Origin of the sequence: Salinimicrobium sediminis, assembly GCF_900215295.1 — a bacterium.
In the GTDB taxonomy this organism is placed as follows: Bacteria; Bacteroidota; Bacteroidia; order Flavobacteriales; family Flavobacteriaceae; genus Salinimicrobium; species Salinimicrobium sediminis.
Window position 1 is genome coordinate 16780 of record NZ_OCMF01000002.1, and the last position, 17288, is coordinate 34067.

The window sequence follows — 17288 nt, forward strand, 5'->3', positions numbered from 1 at the left end:
AAGCTTAAAGTTTTACTCCGATTTTCACGTTAAATACCCGAGGGGTCAGATAGTTAGGAACGGAATACAATGTCTTCGAATATACATCCCGGACAAAGGTGTTGGTGATGGAATTTTGATTGTCGAAGATGTTGAAGATCTCCAGTCCCACCGAAATTTCCCTAAAAAAACTGTCCTTGAAAAAGGTCTTTTCTGAATTCTCATTTTTTAGCAGGTAGGCAAGGCCAAGGTCTGCCCGTTTGTAATCCGGGAGGCGGGATTGGTACAGGTAAGGATCGGCATAAGAAGGGGAGCCTCCGGGAAGACCTGTGTTATAGACCAGGTTGAGATACATTCTCATATCTGGGATGCTGGGAACATAATCCTGAAACAGTAACCCAAACTTCAGCCTTTGGTCAGTAGGGCGGGCGATAAAGCCTCTATCTTCTATGTTCTCTTCGGTTTTTAAATACCCAAAGCTGAACCAGCTTTGAGTTCCGGGAACAAATTCTCCGTTAAGTCTCAGGTCCATGCCGTAAGCATAGGCTTCAGCATTATTATTTGCAGCATACCGTATCCGCACGTTTTCCAAAGTGTATGGATTGACATTGTACAGGTCTTTATAATAGACCTCTGAAGTCAGCTTAAAAGGCCTTTGGAACATATTGAAGCTATATTCATGGCCCGCAACGAGGTGTAGAGCTCGTTGCGCCTCAACTTCAGGATTTAGTGCTCCGGAAAAATTCCGAAGCTCCCGGTAAAACGGCGGCTGCTGGTAAATTCCCCCGGAAATACGGAAAACCATATCGGTTTTCCACAGGGGCTTAATGGCAAATTGTCCCCGCGGGCTCCACACAGTTTGGGTTTTGGAGTGTTCTTCTTCAGAAGCAATGCTCCAGCTATGGCTTCTAATCCCGGCATTAAAGAATATTTCATGATCATTCCAGGTAGTGCGGCGGCTCCATTGTGCAAAGGCCTGCAATCTATCAATACCTGTTTCGTTAAACGCACGAATGGAGGTGAAGGGCACTAAAGGTGCATCATAAGGTTCGTAAGGCTGATGATTTCTGAAATCGGGGAGGGGTGGACGCACAGAGAATCCCGCGGAATCTACGATCTCATACTCCCGGATCCTGTCACGAATATCCTCATGAGAGTACTTGATTCCATAATTGAAGTGATCTGCGTTAACTTTCAGTTCCCCAGTGTGTTCTATATTGATAAATAATGCATTTAACTTATTTCGGGCGTGAGTAAGTTGGGCGCCAACACCTTCAGCAAATTCCACTTTTCCAAAGTCCCTTCCGCCAATTTCCATATTTACTTTACCCAGCCGGTACTGGGCAACTATATCATAATATTCCTGCTCCCGGGAGTTATATGCAGAGGCTGTAAAATGTGCAGTATAATTTTCTGAAGCCAGATAGGAAGCTTTCACTGCCCCAAAATGGGTTTGGTAGAGATCTTTTTCCCTACCGTTATAGTGAACCAGCAGAGCTAAAGGCTCATCAAGTGTTCCGAAATTAGTTTGCCGGGTGAGAGGTTGGTACCTGTAATCATTGATAGCAGCATTTCCCAGAAAGCTTAGCTCCAATTTCCTGGAGAAGGAATAAATGAGATTGAGCTGGGCATCGGCAAAAAGAGGTTCAAAGTTGGTTTCGGTCTCCCGTGCCTGTACCAGCAGGCTGTGATTGCGATACCTTATTCCGCCAAGGGCACTTAATTTTCCACTTTTTGACACCCCTTCGGCAGCGGCATTCACCCCCAGCAATCCGGCGTCCAGGGAGGCGCGAAAATCAGTCGGCCGCCGGTATTCAATATCCAGTACAGATGATAATTTATCCCCGTACTTCGCCTGAAACCCGCCTGCCGAAAAATGCAGATTCCGCACAAGATCCGGATTCACAAAGCTTAGCCCTTCCTGTTGTCCCGAGCGAACGAGGAAGGGGCGGTAGACTTCAATGCCGTTCACGTACACGAGGTTCTCGTCGTAATTACCTCCCCTAACGTTGTATTGAGTGCTTAATTCATTATTGGAACTTACCCCCGGCAGGGTCTTTAAAAGATTCTCCACTCCGGCATTGGCACCGGGGAGGGTTCTGACGGTTTCAGGATCAATATTTACTATTCCGGTTAAAGAAAGGTCTGTCCGGGAACGGATGGTGACCTGGCCGATCTGTTCCATTTGAGCTTTTAAAACCGGATGGAATTCCAGAGTTTCTCCCGGTTTTAAGAAGGTCTTAAAAATAACATTTTTGAAGCCAATATGCGAAACCGTTACCTCGATCCCGATACCGGCGGGAAGCTCTAATAAATAAAAGCCGGAGGAATCACTCTGGGTGCCGGTATCTAAGGCTGAAATGTTTGCGTTGACAACAGGTTGGTTGTTTTCATCCAGGATTACTCCTTTTAGAACTGCCGTCTGGGAAAATAGGTGGTTCCAGGAAAGCAGGCAGCAAAGGATTAAAATTGAGGATGTTCTCAACCTGAAGTTTATTTTCTGAAAAAGGTACTTTCAAATATAGTGGTATTTCCTACATTATCGGTTACTTCAATTTTCAGCTGATTTTCCGTCTCGGTGACCACTCCGTCCTCAAAATCATGTGTGAGCAGGTTTTGCTTGTATTCATATTCCATAAGAATGAACTTTCCGTTGACAGTTGCCCTGAAGCTATTGATCCCCGAAAGGTCATCAGAAATTTTAACTTTAAGGTCCTTATTACCTGAGATCCACTGACCGTTTTTGAAATTGACGGGAATTACAGCCGGGGCTTTGGTATCCCTGGCCAGGGTATAGGTGCCAAAAGAGCGGGTCTTAGTAGTAAATCTATCACCTTCTTTTGTTGTGGTGGAGTAATTAGGCCTTCCCCATTTATTAAGACGGGCAATGAACATTTGCTCCCTGTCCTGCGGCTCATATTTGCTTACATCAAAGCCTATGGAAATATTGCTGTGAATGGGTACTATATCTTCATGAAGGCTTATTTTCTCGTCTTCAAAGGCCACGTCAAGAAAAACATCCTGGTAGAGACTGTTTTTTGGTATGTAAACATCGATTCCCTTCTCCTCAAATTGAGCACCTTTACCGGCTTCCACAAAATATTCGGTGGTGTTGTCTGCCTTTGGTTTGATGTCAGTTCGCTGTCTGCCTTCAATAGGGATGCGTACAATGCGCTCATTTCCCGCGAAATCTGAAACTTTGATCACATAGTTATAGGAAAGGCTGTCCTGTACATTAAGGACCCCTTTATTAAAGCTGTCGCTGTAGATGCTTAAAGGGTTCGATGGTTCCACAAAAAGTTTTTGAATGCGACGGTTATTTTGTGAATAATAGCCGTAGTCGATTAACTGGTTAAGGTGACGGGTTTCGTCAAAAGAGAATTTCTCAAAATTGAGCTGAAGCATGTTTTCTCCGTTTGCTGAAGTTTCTATTTTGAATACTCCATTTTGGTTGGGAGCAGCATCAAGTTGATCCACTGTATTGATACCGAAGCCGATATCTCCGCAAGCCTCTATCTTCTCTGCCTGAAAAGAACCGTCCTGTTGCGGGATGAGGCGCAGTTTTTGACGTTCGGCAGAACCATTTATATGAGCATCTTCAGCAAGAGGATAAGCATATACGCCTGAAACCAGGGGCGGCCGGTTATCGGCTATATCAATGCCGAACATTAGGGGATTCATGGGGTGCTGGTTGCCATCTCTTATTTCAAAATGCAGGTGAGGTCCGCCGCTACCCCCTGTATTTCCGCTATTGGCGACCATTTCGCCACGCTCTATTGGTAGTTCTGAAGCTGTAGGATAAACTTCCACTTCATAACTTTCCTTCTGGTACTGAAGCTTTTTAATATAAGCTTCAATCCTGGGAGAAAAATTCTTAAGATGGGCGTAAACTGTGGTATATCCGTTGGGATGCTGTATGTAGAGTGCCTTTCCGTAGCCAAAGTGAGCAACGTTGATGCGGCTCACATAACCTTCCGCAGAAGCAAATACAGGAAGTCCTTCCCGCTGTTGTGTCTTGATGTCCAAACCGCTGTGAAAGTGGTTGGAGCGCAGTTCTCCGAAAGTTCCGGCAAGAGCCAGGTCCACCTGAAGAGGGTCATCAAAGTAATCTGTCGGAAGTTTGGGGGCTTGCGCCGAAGCAAAGAATGTAGAAAGACAAAGTAGGAGGGCAAAAGTCCTTTTCATGTAGGTAAAATTTTACTTTTTAATAGCGGGTTAAAGATACCAAACGAACGTCAAAAATTAAACCCTTATTTTTGAGGAGGTTAAAATTATTTTAAAATTAACTCACAAAATAGGTTTTTAAAATATTGGATATTTCCACAGGTATGTTAACTTTGTGAGAGTAAGCAGCAGGTTTAGCTTTAATGAGCGATTTAACAGAAATAGTTGATATTCTAGAAGGTAGGATAAAGGAGTTGCTGCAGAAGCACAATGTGCTGGAGCAAAAACAACATAATCTTCAGGAAGAATTGATGCTTTTAAGGGCAGAAAAGCAGGAATTGCAAAATGGCCTTGAAGCTTCTGAAAATCGGGTTCAAACTCTTAAAGCCGCAAATGCGCTGCTTGGCAGTAATGAATACAAAAAAGAAACCAAGCTGAAAATAAACGGCTTGATAAGAGAGATAGATCAATGTATTGTTCATCTTTCTGAATAGAAGAAAAAGATGTCAAATCAGCTTAAAATTAAGATCTCGATTGCAGACCGGGTTTATCCCATGACCATCCTGCCGGAGCAGGAAGAAGGGCTTCGCCGGGCGGCAAAAAAGATTGAGTTCATGATCAAGCAATTTGAACAGAATTATGCCGTTAGGGATAAGCAGGATGTTTTGGCTATGTGCGCCTTGCAATTTGCTGCCCAAACCGAGCAGAAAGCAATTGAAAACAGCAGCGAAGTGGTTTTAGCTGAAGAAAAGCTGAAGGCACTGAACGAATTGCTGGAGAAACATCTGGTTTAACTGTTCTTTGATTTAAATAAAGGTTACTGCCTGTATTAGTTAATTTATTTTGATAAACTCAACACCAATTCTTTAAAAAGGGTGAGTTTAAGTTGTAAGAGCAAGCCGCCTTTGAGCGGATCCTTGATCAGCTTGTTAGCCCTAAACTTGATTTAAAGAGTTTATACAAATCCACAACTAATACAGGCTTTTTTTTTATATAAAAACTAACTAATGGATACACTAACTATAGCGATTATTATTATTTCATTGGTCCTGGGCCTGGCAATTGGCTTTGGAATCGCCAAATACCTGGAGAGGAAGAATGCCTCCAAAATTATTCAAAGAGCTAAGAAATCGGCTGCAGGGATACTTAAAGAGGCTAAACAGGAAGCCGAAGGAATAAAGAAGGATAAGATCCTGCAGGCAAAGGAGAAATTCATTGAATTAAAGTCGGAACATGAAAAGGTCATCCTTTCCCGGGATAAAAAGATCGCAGATGCCGAAAAAAGAGTAAGAGATAAAGAATCCCAGGTTTCAAGTGAACTCTCCAAGAGCAAAAATCTTAACAAAGAGCTGGAAGAAAAGATTGCAGATTACGACCACCGCAATGAGATCCTGGAAAGAAAACAGGAAGAAGTTGATAAACTCCACAATAGTAAAGTTCAGCAACTGGAAGTGATCTCGGGTCTTTCTGCCGAAGATGCCAAAGCACAACTCATAGAATCATTGAAAGATACTGCAAAGGCCGATGCTATGGCCATGGTGCAGGATACTATTGAAGAAGCAAAACTTACCGCACAACAGGAAGCCAAAAAGATCATTATAAACACCATTCAGCGAATAGGTACCGAAGAAGCTATAGACAATTGCGTTTCGGTCTTTAACCTGGAAAGTGACGATGTAAAAGGTCGTATCATCGGTAGAGAAGGAAGGAATATCCGCGCTATTGAGGCAGCTACGGGAGTAGAAATCATCGTCGATGACACACCTGAAGCTATTATACTTTCCTGTTTTGATTCTGTAAGAAGAGAAGTTGCCCGTTTGTCGCTACATAAGCTGGTAACCGACGGAAGAATTCACCCTGCAAGAATTGAAGAGGTGGTGAAGAAGACCACCAAACAAATCGAGGAAGAAATTATTGAAGTAGGAAAGAGAACAGTGATCGACCTTGGAATACATGGATTACATCCTGAACTGATCCGAATTGTAGGTCGAATGAAATATCGGTCCTCTTACGGTCAAAACCTGTTACAACACTCAAGGGAGGTGGCTAAATTATGTGGCGTAATGGCTGCGGAATTAGGGTTAAATCCAAAACTTGCAAAACGCGCCGGACTCTTACATGACATCGGAAAAGTGCCGGATGCTGAAACTGAAGTTCCTCATGCGATCCTTGGGATGCAGTGGGCAGAGAAATACGGTGAAAAACCTGATGTTTGCAACGCGATTGGAGCTCACCATGACGAGATCGAGATGAATTCCTTACTGTCTCCTATAGTGCAGGTGTGTGATGCGATTAGCGGAGCAAGACCGGGAGCGAGAAGGCAGGTGCTGGATTCCTATATTCAGAGATTAAAGGACCTTGAAGATATAGCTTTTGGTTTTGGAGGTGTGAAGAAGGCCTACGCTATCCAGGCAGGTAGAGAGCTACGGGTGATCGTGGAAAGTGAAAAAGTTAGTGATGATAAGGCAGCAAATTTGTCTTTTGAAATTTCCCAAAAGATCCAGACAGATATGACCTATCCGGGGCAGGTGAAAGTGACGGTGATTCGTGAGACCAGGGCAGTGAATATTGCAAAATAGAGTTCGAAATAAATAAATATTTGAAACCCGCTTCAGCAATGAAGCGGGTTTTGTTTTTTACGTGGTTTTAAAGTTCTAAAAACCAAGGATTGTGGTACATGTTTTTTAACTTGTAGTGTATGAAGAGGAAAACTGTCCTGGTCATTATCTTTGTCTTGCTGCTGTTCTATTCTCTCTATTCAGTTTTTGTGCTGGAAGAGGTGATCAGCTCAGGAAGCAGTATTAGAGAGGCCGAATCCGCATTAGTTGCTTTCCAGAGGAGTATCTGGATCACCTGGATCCTTCTTGTATCAATGGCCGTTTATTATAAATGGGTCAAAAAGAGAAATTTCATTTTCTACTTTACCTATGCTTTTCTCTTTGTTGCTTTCTCAGTGTATGGAATTTATGTTCAAAGGCTGGTAACTGCATATGATATTCCCTCAAGTTTTGAAGATTCCTATACCCTCGGAGTATTTTCGGCTTTACAAAACATCCTGATGTCCGGGATCCTAACGGGTTTTCTGCAGGCAGCAGTGTGGTGGTTTACCAGGAGGTGGCATAGGAGATAGTTGTGAGTTGTGAGTTGTGAGTTATGAGTTTTAAAATGGTTCAAGGTACTTTCGGAAACCACTTAGTTCCTGACTCTTTTAAAGCTCTTCTGAAAAAATGATTTTTCCGCCTTTTTGCTGAATATCATCTTTGATCCTGCCAAATTCCTCCGGAATTAAGGGCACAGCAGCATCTTCAATTAAAGTGGCTGAAAAACCTTCTTTTAGAGCATCCAGTAAGCTGAAGTAGACGCAGATATCTGCCGCCAGGCCGCAAAAGTATAATTCGGTGGCGCCTTTTTCCCGGAGATACCCGCTTAGTCCGGTGCTTTTTTTGTGGCCGTTGTCGTAGAACCCGCTATAGCTGTCAATTTCAGGATCCATTCCCTTTCGAAAAATGGCTTCAATGCGCCCGGTTTTCAGATCGGGATGAAAATCTGCTCCTTTGGTTTCCTGCACACAATGCGGCGGCCACAGTTTCTGTTCCAGGCCGTTAAGTTCTATGATCTCAAATTCCTTTTTTCCGGAGTGATTGACTGCAAAACTTTTATGATTTCCGGGATGCCAGTCCTGAGTAGCCACTACAAGATCGAATTGAGGCAGAATCTTATTGATCACCGGAATGATCCTGTCGCCCCCTATTACTTCAAGAGCCCCACCCGGCATAAAATCAATTTGAACATCAACGATGATCAGGGTTTTCATAGATATTCTTTTTTGTGTTCATCAATTAACCGGTCTCTTTCATCTCTCAGGTCACGGCTTATTCCAACCTTGTAAAGATGCGGATTGAAGAACCGCTTGAATTCTGTAGGAAGTTTAGCCAGTCTTTCTTTGCTGAATGCTGAAATTTCCTGGATTGACCGTTTTTCATTTATCCTTTTTCCGTTCTCCAGCACAGGCTGAAGCAGTTGTTCCTTAGGAACATCGGCAACCTTTCTGAACTTTAGAGGATCGTAAGGATGAAACATCATCTCCGGATTCTCTTCCCCGTGCAGGCAAACAACATCGGCGCCCAGAAAATTGCCCTCATGGTCGAGGAGTCGGTAGACTTGCTTCTTGTGAGGTAAAGTCACTTTTGCAATGGTTTCAGAAAGCTTTATCCGTGGCTTATCCCGGAAAAAGGATAATTTATAGACCCCATCCAGGGCGGCATCAGGTTTTCCGGTGACCAGGCTTGTCCCAATTCCAAAAATATCTATTGGCGCCTCCTGATCAAGCAAACTCTTGATCAAATGCTCGTCCAGCTGATTGGAGGCAGAGATCTTCACATAATCCAAACCTGCATCATCAAGCATCTTGCGGGATCGTCTGGCCAAATAGGCAAGGTCTCCGCTGTCAAGGCGAATTCCCTTAAGCTTTTGCCCCCTGCTTTCCATCTCTTTTCCGACTGTTATCGCATTAGGAATACCACTTTTTAGAGTATTATAGGTATCGACAAGTAAAATAGTATTTTTTGGATGGGATTCGGCAAAGTCCCTGAACGCCTGCAATTCATCTTCATAGCTCTGGATAAAGGAATGTGCCATGGTACCAGAGACCTGGAATCCAAAATCCCTGCCCGCCCTGGTATTGCTGGTGCCTTCAAAACCCCCAATCATAGCTGCACGGCTGGCATGATAGCCGCCCAACCCCTGCGCACGACGTAAGCCGAAATCGATCAGTTTTCTTCCTTTTGCCTGGATGTACATCCGGGTTGCCTTTGTGGCTATAAGGGTTTGAAAATTCAGAAGATTCAGAAGGATGGTTTCCACGATCTGCGCCTCAATGATGTTGGCCTCCACCCTTACCACCGGAGCCCCCGGGAATACCAGATCTCCTTCTTTAACGCTGTAGATCTTTCCGCGGAAGCGAAATTCCTTCAGGTATTGGAGATATTCAGCATCAAAATTCTGGGTTTTTAGAAAATTGAGATCTTCTTCAGAAAAGCGGAAATCCTCCAGTACATCAAGTAAAGTTTCAAGTCCGGCGAATACTGCAAATCCTCCCTTGAAAGGAAGTTTTCTGAAGAAATAATCAAACACAGCGGCTTCCTCAGCCTCGCCTTTTTTAAAATATACCTGCCCCATGGTGAGCTGGTATTGATCTGTATATGTGCCGCTGAAATCTATCATTAAAGTTGTTTCTGTTTAAGGAACTACAGCTCTTCCTGGGCATCCAGGTACTGGTCCTGTTTATGCCAGTCAAACCTATAGGAGATTCCGCCGGCCACCTGCCATTTTGATGGGGTATCTTTAAAATTGATAAGGCCCGAAATGTCTGCCTGGAAGTTCTTGTGAAATAAATAGGCAAAGCCGCCACGAGCTATTTCATCGCTGTAGATATCGCTGATTAGGGTTTGAAATTCTCCAAACATTGCAAACCTTGGAGAAAAGGAGTGGGTGAGGGTCACAATTCCCGAATAGGTAGGGTAATCCTGACCTATTTCATCGGCAATTATATTGATCACAAAAACCCAGGGTCCCCAGTTGTTTTGAGAAATTACGGCAAACCGGGGAGAGAAATTTCCCTCTCCTTCATATTGATATGGATTATCTCCAAAGGAAAAATTCGCACCAGCATAGAGAGAAACTGCAGGAATTAGAACGTTCCAGTCAAACCTTTGGTTAGCCTTCCAGCTATAGAGGTTCGGTTTCTTTTCTCCGGCATTTTTATAAGGATCGTAAACCAGATACTTCACTCCCAAAGTGTTGGAATCAAAGTTCCGGATGTTGTAGGATTGATTGGAGGAACCTACCAGGTAGTTGGTGGTTTGGTCCAGAAAAGAACCCATGAGGTTGATCTCCAGTTCTTCAAATAAGAATCCAAATCTAACGGCATAGTCTACTCCCCAAAGATCGGTCTCGGTTTGCAGCAGTTCATGCTCATCTGCACCAAATTTACCTCCGGCTTCAAATTGGAGCACCATCGGCCCAACTGCAAATGCACCCTGGGAATGTCCCGGGCGATTGGAATTTATGGTTTCGGTATATTGAGCGGTGGCAAGAAAACTTCCGCAGAAGAAAAGGGTAATTAAAGTGGCGCAGATCCTCATTTTTGGGCTGATTGGTTGAAACCAAATATAGAGATTTTATCATTTTTTTCGGACGCTGTGATGGTTTTCTTTGAGGAGAGTAGTAATTTTACCAAAACTTTTAGAATGCAGGAAGCTTCATTATCTGAAGTGCTAAGGGTGTTGCTCATCGTGCTCCTTATCTACTTTGGATTCAAACTTATCATCCGCTGGTTTGGACCTATTATTCTCAGGTACTTCCTGAAGAAGGTGGGGAAGAAATTCGAACAGAAATTCAGCCAGTTCGATCCAACAGCAGGGCAACAGCAAAAACAGGGTGAAGTCACCATTGATAAAAAACCTAATAACAAGCGGAAATCAAAGAATGACGTGGGAGAGTATATCGATTATGAAGAAATTGACTAATTTCCGCATCAAAATCCTCCTCCTATGAATTTTTCCTTTAAGAAAGTACTGCCTCACATTTTTGTTTTTCTGGGGTTCATCGTACTTTCTCTCGCTTATTTTTATCCTGTACTGCAGGGAAAGGAAATTTTTCAAAGTGATATAGCTCAATATATCGGGATGGCACGTCAGCAAAATGAATTCCGGGCCGAGACAGGGGAGGAACCGTACTGGACCGATGCTGCCTTTGGAGGTATGCCCACTTATCAATTAGGAGCAAATTACCCGCATAATTACGTAAAGAAGATCGACAGTTTGCTACGCTTTTTACCGCGCCCTGCCGATTATCTTTTCCTGTATTTCATAGGTATCTATATTTTGTTTCTTGTACTAAAAGTCGATTACAGATTGGCCTTTTTGGGTGCCCTGGCTTTTGGATTTTCCACATATCTTATAATAATTTTAGGCGTGGGTCACAATGCCAAGGCTCATGCGATCGCCTATATGCCCTGGGTGCTCGGCGGAATCCTGCTCTGTTTCCGGCGGAAGTATATTACCGGATTCCTGCTCCTTGCCTTCGGAATGGCTTTAGAGATAAGTGCCAACCATTTCCAGATGACCTTTTACCTGTTGCTACTGGTGTTGGTGCTTGGGTTGATCTATCTCATAGATGCTTTCCGAAAAAAAGAGCTGCCGCATTTCTTTAAAGCTATCGGCGTAATGGTAATAGCGGTGATCCTGGCTGTGGGTGCAAACGCAACAAATCTATTGGCCACGCAGGAGTATGCAGATTTTAGTACCCGGGGAGACACAGGACTTACGATAACTCCTGAAGGTACACCGGACAAGTCCGATGGACTCGATTATACCTACATTACAGAATACAGCTACGGAATTCTGGAAAGTTTTAACCTTTTTATTCCCCGATTCATGGGGGGCTCGAGTGCCGAAAATGTCGGGACAGACTCGGCGATTTACACGCAGCTATTGCAGCTTGGTGCCAATCCTATCCAGGCAGCACAATTCGCAGAATCGGCTCCTACTTACTGGGGAGATCAGCCGTTCGTGGGGGCGCCGGCATATGTTGGTGCTACCGTGCTTTTCCTGTTCGTATTCGCCTTGTTCCTGGTTCGCGGCAGGCTAAAATGGTGGATCGTGGGAGGTACTTTGCTCGCATTACTGCTTTCCTGGGGAAAAAACTTCGGGCTCCTTACCGACTTCTTTATCAATTACGTTCCCCTTTATAATAAATTCAGAGCGGTTTCTTCTATCCAGGTGCTCCTGGAACTCTGCATTCCGGTGCTGGCAATTGTTGGCTTGTGCAGGTTCTTCTTTAGAGATGAAACTCCTGAAAGAAAACAATATGCTCTTAAATGGGCCACTATTATTACAGGGGGAATTGCATTGATCTTCCTGTTGTTCAAAGGAATGTTTTTTAGTTTTACGGGTGCAAGTGATGGGGTATTGATCCAGCAACTGGGTCCGGAATTCGTAAGGGCGCTAAAGGAGGATCGTAGAGCAGTTTTTACTGCTGATGCCATTCGTTCGCTGGTGCTTGTGATATTAACCGCGGCTGTATTGTGGCTGTTCCTTCAGGAGAAATATAAAAGGAACATTGCGATCCTTGCTTTGGGAGCATTGATCCTGTTTGATCTTGTGGCAGTGGATAGGAGATATGTAGACAGCGATGATTTTGTAAAATCCAGTGTGGTCAATCGTCCTTTCCAGGCCAATGAAGCAGATCGTGAGATCATGAAGGATGACGGTCACTATCGCGTCTTGGATCTTAGCGGCAGCTCATTCAACACCGCCCGCACCTCTTTTTTCCACAATTCGATTGGAGGTTATCACGCCGCCAAACCCGGGAGAATGCAGGAGTTGTATGACTTCTATATTTCGCAGAACAATCTGCAGGTGCTCAATATGCTGAATACCAAATATTTTATTATTCCTACGAAAGAAGGTGTAGTGGCACAACAAAATCCCGAAACCAATGGCAATGCCTGGTTTGTACGGGAGGTAAAGGTGGTTGAGAATGCAAATGAAGAGATCCTCGGGCTGGACGGTATAAATACAGGGAAGGTAGCTGTAGTTGACAACGATTTTGCTGAATATTTACCACAACAAAACTTCACTGTTGATTCATCTGCTACAATAGAACTCATCTCTTATCAGCCGAATGAACTGAAATATCGCACTACAGCTCAAAATGAGAGCATGGCTGTCTTTTCTGAAATTTATTATCCCAACGGCTGGCAGGCGTATATAGATGGGGAAGAAGTGCCACACTTTAGGGCAAATTATGTGTTGAGGGCGATGATGGTACCGGCAGGGGAGCATGAGATCACTTTTAAATTTGAGCCACAGGTTGTAAAAACCGGAAGTTCTATTGCTTTAGCCAGTTCGGTCCTCCTGGGCTTACTATTGATCGGCGGGATTTTCTACGGAATAAAGAGAAGATAAAATTGCTTTTTAAGCAGGGCTATGAAAAAAGTACTTATAGTTACTTATTACTGGCCCCCGGCCGGTGGCCCGGGCGTGCAGCGGTGGCTTAAATTTGCAAAGTATTTGCCCGGCTACGGAATTGATCCCGTGATCTATGTGCCCGGGAATCCGCATTACCCTCTACGGGATGAAACCTTATTAGCTGAAATTCCTTCAGGAATAAAGGTGCTTAAAAAAGACATTTTTGAACCCTATGCTTTTGCTGAATTCTTTTCGAAAAAGGACACGCAAAGCATCAGCTCCGGAATAATTCCGAAGGAGCAGAAACAGGGATTTATACAAAAGCTGATGCTGTACATTCGCGGAAATTTCTTTATTCCCGATGCCCGAAAATTCTGGATCAAACCTTCAGTAAAATATTTATCGGCTTACCTACAAGAGAATCAAATTGACACCATCATTACCACCGGTCCGCCGCACAGCATGCATCTTATAGGGCTTCGGCTCAAGGAAAAGCTGGCGGTGAACTGGATTGCCGACTTTCGGGATCCCTGGACACAGATTGGTTATCATGATAAACTGAAATTGACAGAGAGCTCACAAAAGAAGCATGAACAGCTGGAAAAAGAGGTGCTTCAAAAAGCGGACACCATTATTACCACCAGTTTCACCACACAAAAGGAGTTCCGGAAGAAGACAGCAACTCCGGTGGAAGTGATTACCAACGGCTATGATGTGGAGCAGGTGAAAAGGCTGCCAATGGATGAGAAATTCAGTCTTTCCCATATCGGGTCCTTGCTTTCCGGAAGAAATCCCGAAAATCTTTGGAGGGCTATTTCAGAATTGATTTCAGAAAATGAGAATTTTGCAAAGGATTTTCAGCTGAAACTGATTGGAGCAGTGGGAGAGCCGGTATTGGAGAGCATACAAAAAGCAGGTATAGAGGAGCATCTTGCTTTAAAAGATTATGTCTCGCATTCCGAAGCCTTACAATTGCAAAGAAGTTCGCAATTGCTGCTCTTGATCGAAATTGACAGTGAGGAGACCAAAGGCATTATTCCGGGGAAACTATTTGAATACATAGTGAGCGACCGTCCAATTCTTGCTATTGGACCACAAGGTGCCGATATGGAAAAGATCATTAGGGAAACAAACACAGGTTCTTTTCATTTGTACTCCCAAAAAAAGGAAATTAAGGCCTTTCTTCTGGAGAAATATGAGCTGTTTCAAAAGGGAGAATTGAAAAGCTTTCCAATCGGTCTTCAGCAATACAGTCGCAAAGCACTCACGGGAAAACTGGCGCAACAAATCAGGAATTTCTAATGGGAGTAGTTGTAAGCCAGTCAGCAAAAAATCTTTTTACCACCTACCTGGGATTTGGGATCGGAGCCATAAATACGCTGTTCCTATACACGAATTTCCTAACGCCGGAATACTACGGATTGGTAGGATTTCTGCTTTCGGCGGCAAATTTGATCTGGCCGCTCATGGCATTCGGGGTGCATAACACGCTGGTAAAGTTCTACACTTCCTATGAATCTAAAGAAGATCGCGATAAGCTTCTTAGCGTCATTTTATGGCTGCCCCTTACCATTTCCCTCCTGCTGGGAATTATTGGGGTAATTTTTTATGACCTGTTGCTCGATTATTTTTCGGATGGAAATGGCATCGTTATACCCTACATCTGGCTCATTTTTGTCATTGCTTTGGCAACTTCCTATTTTGAAATATTTTTTTCCTGGGCTAAGGTCAATTACAAAAGCGTTTTTGGGAATTTCATGAAAGAGGTGTTCCATCGCAGTTGTACTTCCCTGCTGCTGGTAGCGGTTTACTTTGATTATCTTTCTGTTGAGAATTTTGTTTATGCCATTGGAGGGGTTTTTATCCTGCGCCTTATTTTAATGGCTGTTTATTCCTTTCGCCTGTATTTTCCGAAGTTGAGTTTTAATTTTCCGCACAACAAGTCATTTATTCTAAAATATTCGGCCTTGATCCTTATTGCAGGTTCTGTTGCCATGGTGCTTCTTGATCTTGATAAAGTGATGATCGAGCGGTTCCTGCCTATTGAAATGGTTGCGGTTTATGGAATTGCTGTTTACATTTCTTCGGTGATCGCTGTCCCCTCGCGTGCAATGCATCAAATCACTTATCCCATGACGGCGACTTTGCTAAACAACCGGGACAAAAAGGGCCTTTTGGAACTGTATGAAAAAAGTTCCCTGAACTTGCTCATCATCAGCGGCCTCATTTTTTTGCTCATAATAACTAATATTTCTGAAGTTTATGAGCTGATACCGGAAGAATATAAGATTGATTTTTCAATAGTGATCCTTATCAGTTGTGTGAAGCTTTATGATAACCTATTGGGGAATAATAATAGTATTCTTTTTAATTCTGATTATTACAGACTGGTGTTGGGAATAGGCGTTTTTCTTGCTGTACTCGCCTTTGTGCTGAATATTTTGCTTATCCCTGAATTTGGACTGATGGGAGCAGCTTTAGCAACTTTTCTTGCATTTGCCTGCTACAACACGGTCAAACTGGTGATCGTTCAGAAAAAATTTAAAATACATCCATTTACCAGGGAAACTTTCTACGGAATGCTGCTTATCCTGGTCTTTACCTTCGGATTTTATTTCTGGGATTTTCAATGGCACCCGGTCTTTAACATTGTATTGAAGTCGGGAATTATCGGGTTGCTTTATGTTCTGATCATTTATTTGCTGAAGCTTTCTCCTGATATCAACGGCATCATTAGCAAAACCCTGAAGTTAAAGTAAAAAATGATCCCCGATGCTTTCGCAACCGGGGATCAACCAACTAACTAACCAAAATTAACTAACTAACATTTATTGTCCTCTTGAACTTCTTGTTCCGCGGGTAGGAACTGGTTCTGGTGTTCTTTCTGAAGGCACAGCATTTGCAGCCGGAGAAGCCTCGGTACGGCGTGTTGCTGCCTGTACTTCCCTTTCGGGAGAATTGTTTTGTGGTACGCTTCTTTGAACTGCAGGAGTCTCAACACGGGCACTACGGGTGTGCCTTTCCACATTTCTCTGCACCGCAGGAGTTTCCATCCTTGTGCTACGGGTGCGACTTTCCACATTTCTCTGCACCGCCGGAGTTTCTACTGTTGTAGTCCTTCTCTGGGTTTGGACACTATTGGTCCTCACCGGAGCTTCAACTCTTGAACTGCGACTTTCAACTGCTGTCCTTCTTTGTACGTTCGGAGTTTCAACTCTTGATGTACGGGTCCTTTCAACAGCTCTTGTGTTTTCAAATTTCCGGTCATCGGTTTGAGTCCGAATGATCCGTTCGTTTCTGTCCGGTGTCGCAGTGATCCTTGTAGGAAGCTGAGATTCAATTTTTCTCGGCGAATCCACTCTTCTTCCTCTATGGTAAGAAGTCACCGGATCTCCTGGCAAATAGTACCTTTGATGGAAATTATTATTGTAGTAATGTGTTTCATAATAATTCCTGTAATAAGAATACTTCATCCTGTTAGGAGTATAATATAAACGGTAAGGCTGGTGATACACTACACTGTAGGTGTAAGGCCTTACATAATGATCGTGCCATGGCCTGTAAACATAAGAAGCATTACGGCTGTTTATAAAGCCCGATGTATGGGTGAGCTGATTATAGAAGTTATAGTGAAGGAACATATTTCCTATTCTGTCCACCATTCCAAAATGGTTATACCCAATCCTAACACGTCCGGCCTGGATCAATCTTCCGTAATGGTCGTAATAAACCGGAACATTTTCGATCTGGATCACTGCACCATAATCATCGTATTGAATGAAGGGTCCGTAATTGTAACCTGAGTTAAAACTATAGTTAATATGAGAGGGGATTCTGTTGAAATTTCCCCGCGGATTAAAGAAGAAATCAAACTGCCCATCAGGAAAAACGGCAAATTCAACCCCTCTTTCTACAAAAATAAATGCCTCTCCACGGTAAGGGCTTCCAAAAGAAGGAGTTGCTGCAGTAGCAGTAAGCCCCAGGGTGAGAAAAGCAAATATGAGATAAAACTTTTTCATAAGATGGAGGATTAAATTGATTTTAAAAGTGCTTCAAAGGAAGTACATTAATTTAAAATCAAACCGCGTGCCACAAATTAAAAAACCCCGCCGGCAAAGAGCGCAGCGGGGTTTTCAAACTAACCAACCAAAAATTATTAATTACAAATTATGT

General features: G+C 43.4%; 14 protein-coding genes and 1 other RNA gene. 9 read left to right on the forward strand and 6 right to left on the reverse strand.

Annotated elements, in window-relative coordinates:
- Positions 1–4 precede the first annotated feature (4 nt).
- Positions 5–2464: a TonB-dependent receptor gene (locus CRO16_RS07855; protein WP_179670511.1), complete on the reverse strand. Its 2460-nt coding sequence runs from the start codon at positions 2462–2464 to the stop codon at positions 5–7.
- Between the two features lie 8 nt (positions 2465–2472).
- Positions 2473–4164 (reverse strand): M23 family metallopeptidase, encoded by a 1692-nt coding sequence (locus tag CRO16_RS07860; RefSeq protein ID WP_097055845.1) that lies wholly within the window; start codon positions 4162–4164, stop codon positions 2473–2475.
- 182 nt (positions 4165–4346) lie between these two features.
- On the opposite strand from CRO16_RS07860, the gene CRO16_RS07865 reads away from it, so the two are divergent.
- The 5 genes from CRO16_RS07865 to CRO16_RS07885 all read left to right on the forward strand — a co-directional run bounded on the left by CRO16_RS07865 (position 4347) and on the right by CRO16_RS07885 (position 7273).
- Positions 4347–4637, forward strand: a complete 291-nt coding sequence (locus CRO16_RS07865; RefSeq protein WP_097055846.1) for a hypothetical protein — start codon at positions 4347–4349, stop codon at positions 4635–4637.
- Between the two features lie 9 nt (positions 4638–4646).
- The gene (locus CRO16_RS07870; protein ID WP_097055847.1) at positions 4647–4937 is read left to right on the forward strand and encodes a cell division protein ZapA; all 291 of its coding nucleotides are present in this window, start codon (positions 4647–4649) and stop codon (positions 4935–4937) included.
- A gap of 56 nt (positions 4938–4993) precedes the next feature.
- Positions 4994–5100: non-coding RNA, 6S RNA (ssrS, locus tag CRO16_RS07875), on the forward strand.
- Between the two features lie 50 nt (positions 5101–5150).
- Positions 5151–6722: a ribonuclease Y gene (rny, locus tag CRO16_RS07880; RefSeq protein ID WP_097055848.1), complete on the forward strand. Its 1572-nt coding sequence runs from the start codon at positions 5151–5153 to the stop codon at positions 6720–6722.
- A 119-nt stretch (positions 6723–6841) separates the two neighbouring features.
- A complete protein-coding gene (locus tag CRO16_RS07885) occupies positions 6842–7273 on the forward strand; it encodes a hypothetical protein (protein ID WP_097055849.1) in 432 nt (143 codons plus the stop codon).
- 78 nt (positions 7274–7351) lie between these two features.
- On the opposite strand, the gene pncA is transcribed toward CRO16_RS07885, so the two are convergent.
- From pncA to CRO16_RS07900, 3 genes are read right to left on the reverse strand one after another with little or no spacing between them, the layout of a single operon-like run.
- Positions 7352–7957, reverse strand: coding sequence for a bifunctional nicotinamidase/pyrazinamidase (pncA, locus tag CRO16_RS07890; RefSeq protein WP_097055850.1), 606 nt, complete (start codon positions 7955–7957; stop codon positions 7352–7354).
- Positions 7954–9366, reverse strand: a complete 1413-nt coding sequence (locus tag CRO16_RS07895) for a nicotinate phosphoribosyltransferase (RefSeq protein ID WP_097055851.1) — start codon at positions 9364–9366, stop codon at positions 7954–7956. The genes pncA and CRO16_RS07895 overlap by 4 nt, the downstream gene beginning before the upstream one ends.
- Positions 9367–9389: 23 nt before the next feature.
- Entirely contained in the window at positions 9390–10286 is an 897-nt protein-coding gene (locus tag CRO16_RS07900; RefSeq protein ID WP_097055852.1) for a transporter, read from the reverse strand.
- A 105-nt stretch (positions 10287–10391) separates the two neighbouring features.
- Between CRO16_RS07900 and CRO16_RS07905 the strand changes: the two genes are divergently transcribed.
- The 4 genes from CRO16_RS07905 to CRO16_RS07920 are packed head-to-tail and all read left to right on the forward strand — an operon-like array spanning position 10392 to position 15874.
- The gene (locus CRO16_RS07905; RefSeq protein WP_097056429.1) at positions 10392–10670 is read left to right on the forward strand and encodes a DUF4834 family protein; all 279 of its coding nucleotides are present in this window, start codon (positions 10392–10394) and stop codon (positions 10668–10670) included.
- Between the two features lie 24 nt (positions 10671–10694).
- Positions 10695–13112, forward strand: coding sequence for a YfhO family protein (locus CRO16_RS07910; RefSeq protein WP_097055853.1), 2418 nt, complete (start codon positions 10695–10697; stop codon positions 13110–13112).
- Between the two features lie 21 nt (positions 13113–13133).
- The gene (locus tag CRO16_RS07915) at positions 13134–14417 is read left to right on the forward strand and encodes a glycosyltransferase (RefSeq protein WP_097055854.1); all 1284 of its coding nucleotides are present in this window, start codon (positions 13134–13136) and stop codon (positions 14415–14417) included.
- A complete protein-coding gene (locus CRO16_RS07920; RefSeq protein WP_097055855.1) occupies positions 14417–15874 on the forward strand; it encodes a lipopolysaccharide biosynthesis protein in 1458 nt (485 codons plus the stop codon). Before CRO16_RS07915 ends, CRO16_RS07920 begins: the two co-directional genes overlap by 1 nt.
- Before the next feature lie 69 nt (positions 15875–15943).
- Here CRO16_RS07920 and CRO16_RS07925 read toward each other — a convergent pair whose 3' ends face one another.
- On the reverse strand, positions 15944–17134 hold the full coding sequence (locus tag CRO16_RS07925) for a hypothetical protein (RefSeq protein WP_097055856.1): 1191 nt from the start codon (positions 17132–17134) through the stop codon (positions 15944–15946).
- Between the last annotated feature and the right edge of the window lie 154 nt (positions 17135–17288).

Coding starts and splice junctions, on each gene's coding strand:
- CRO16_RS07860 (WP_097055845.1), bottom strand. CDS start 4,164: ATGAAAAGGACTTTTGCCCTCCTACTTTGTCTTTCTACATTCTTTGCT.
- CRO16_RS07865 (WP_097055846.1), top strand. CDS start 4,347: ATGAGCGATTTAACAGAAATAGTTGATATTCTAGAAGGTAGGATAAAG.
- CRO16_RS07870 (WP_097055847.1), top strand. CDS start 4,647: ATGTCAAATCAGCTTAAAATTAAGATCTCGATTGCAGACCGGGTTTAT.
- rny (WP_097055848.1), top strand. CDS start 5,151: ATGGATACACTAACTATAGCGATTATTATTATTTCATTGGTCCTGGGC.
- CRO16_RS07885 (WP_097055849.1), top strand. CDS start 6,842: ATGAAGAGGAAAACTGTCCTGGTCATTATCTTTGTCTTGCTGCTGTTC.
- pncA (WP_097055850.1), bottom strand. CDS start 7,957: ATGAAAACCCTGATCATCGTTGATGTTCAAATTGATTTTATGCCGGGT.
- CRO16_RS07895 (WP_097055851.1), bottom strand. CDS start 9,366: ATGATAGATTTCAGCGGCACATATACAGATCAATACCAGCTCACCATG.
- CRO16_RS07900 (WP_097055852.1), bottom strand. CDS start 10,286: ATGAGGATCTGCGCCACTTTAATTACCCTTTTCTTCTGCGGAAGTTTT.
- CRO16_RS07905 (WP_097056429.1), top strand. CDS start 10,392: ATGCAGGAAGCTTCATTATCTGAAGTGCTAAGGGTGTTGCTCATCGTG.
- CRO16_RS07910 (WP_097055853.1), top strand. CDS start 10,695: ATGAATTTTTCCTTTAAGAAAGTACTGCCTCACATTTTTGTTTTTCTG.
- CRO16_RS07915 (WP_097055854.1), top strand. CDS start 13,134: ATGAAAAAAGTACTTATAGTTACTTATTACTGGCCCCCGGCCGGTGGC.
- CRO16_RS07920 (WP_097055855.1), top strand. CDS start 14,417: ATGGGAGTAGTTGTAAGCCAGTCAGCAAAAAATCTTTTTACCACCTAC.
- CRO16_RS07925 (WP_097055856.1), bottom strand. CDS start 17,134: ATGAAAAAGTTTTATCTCATATTTGCTTTTCTCACCCTGGGGCTTACT.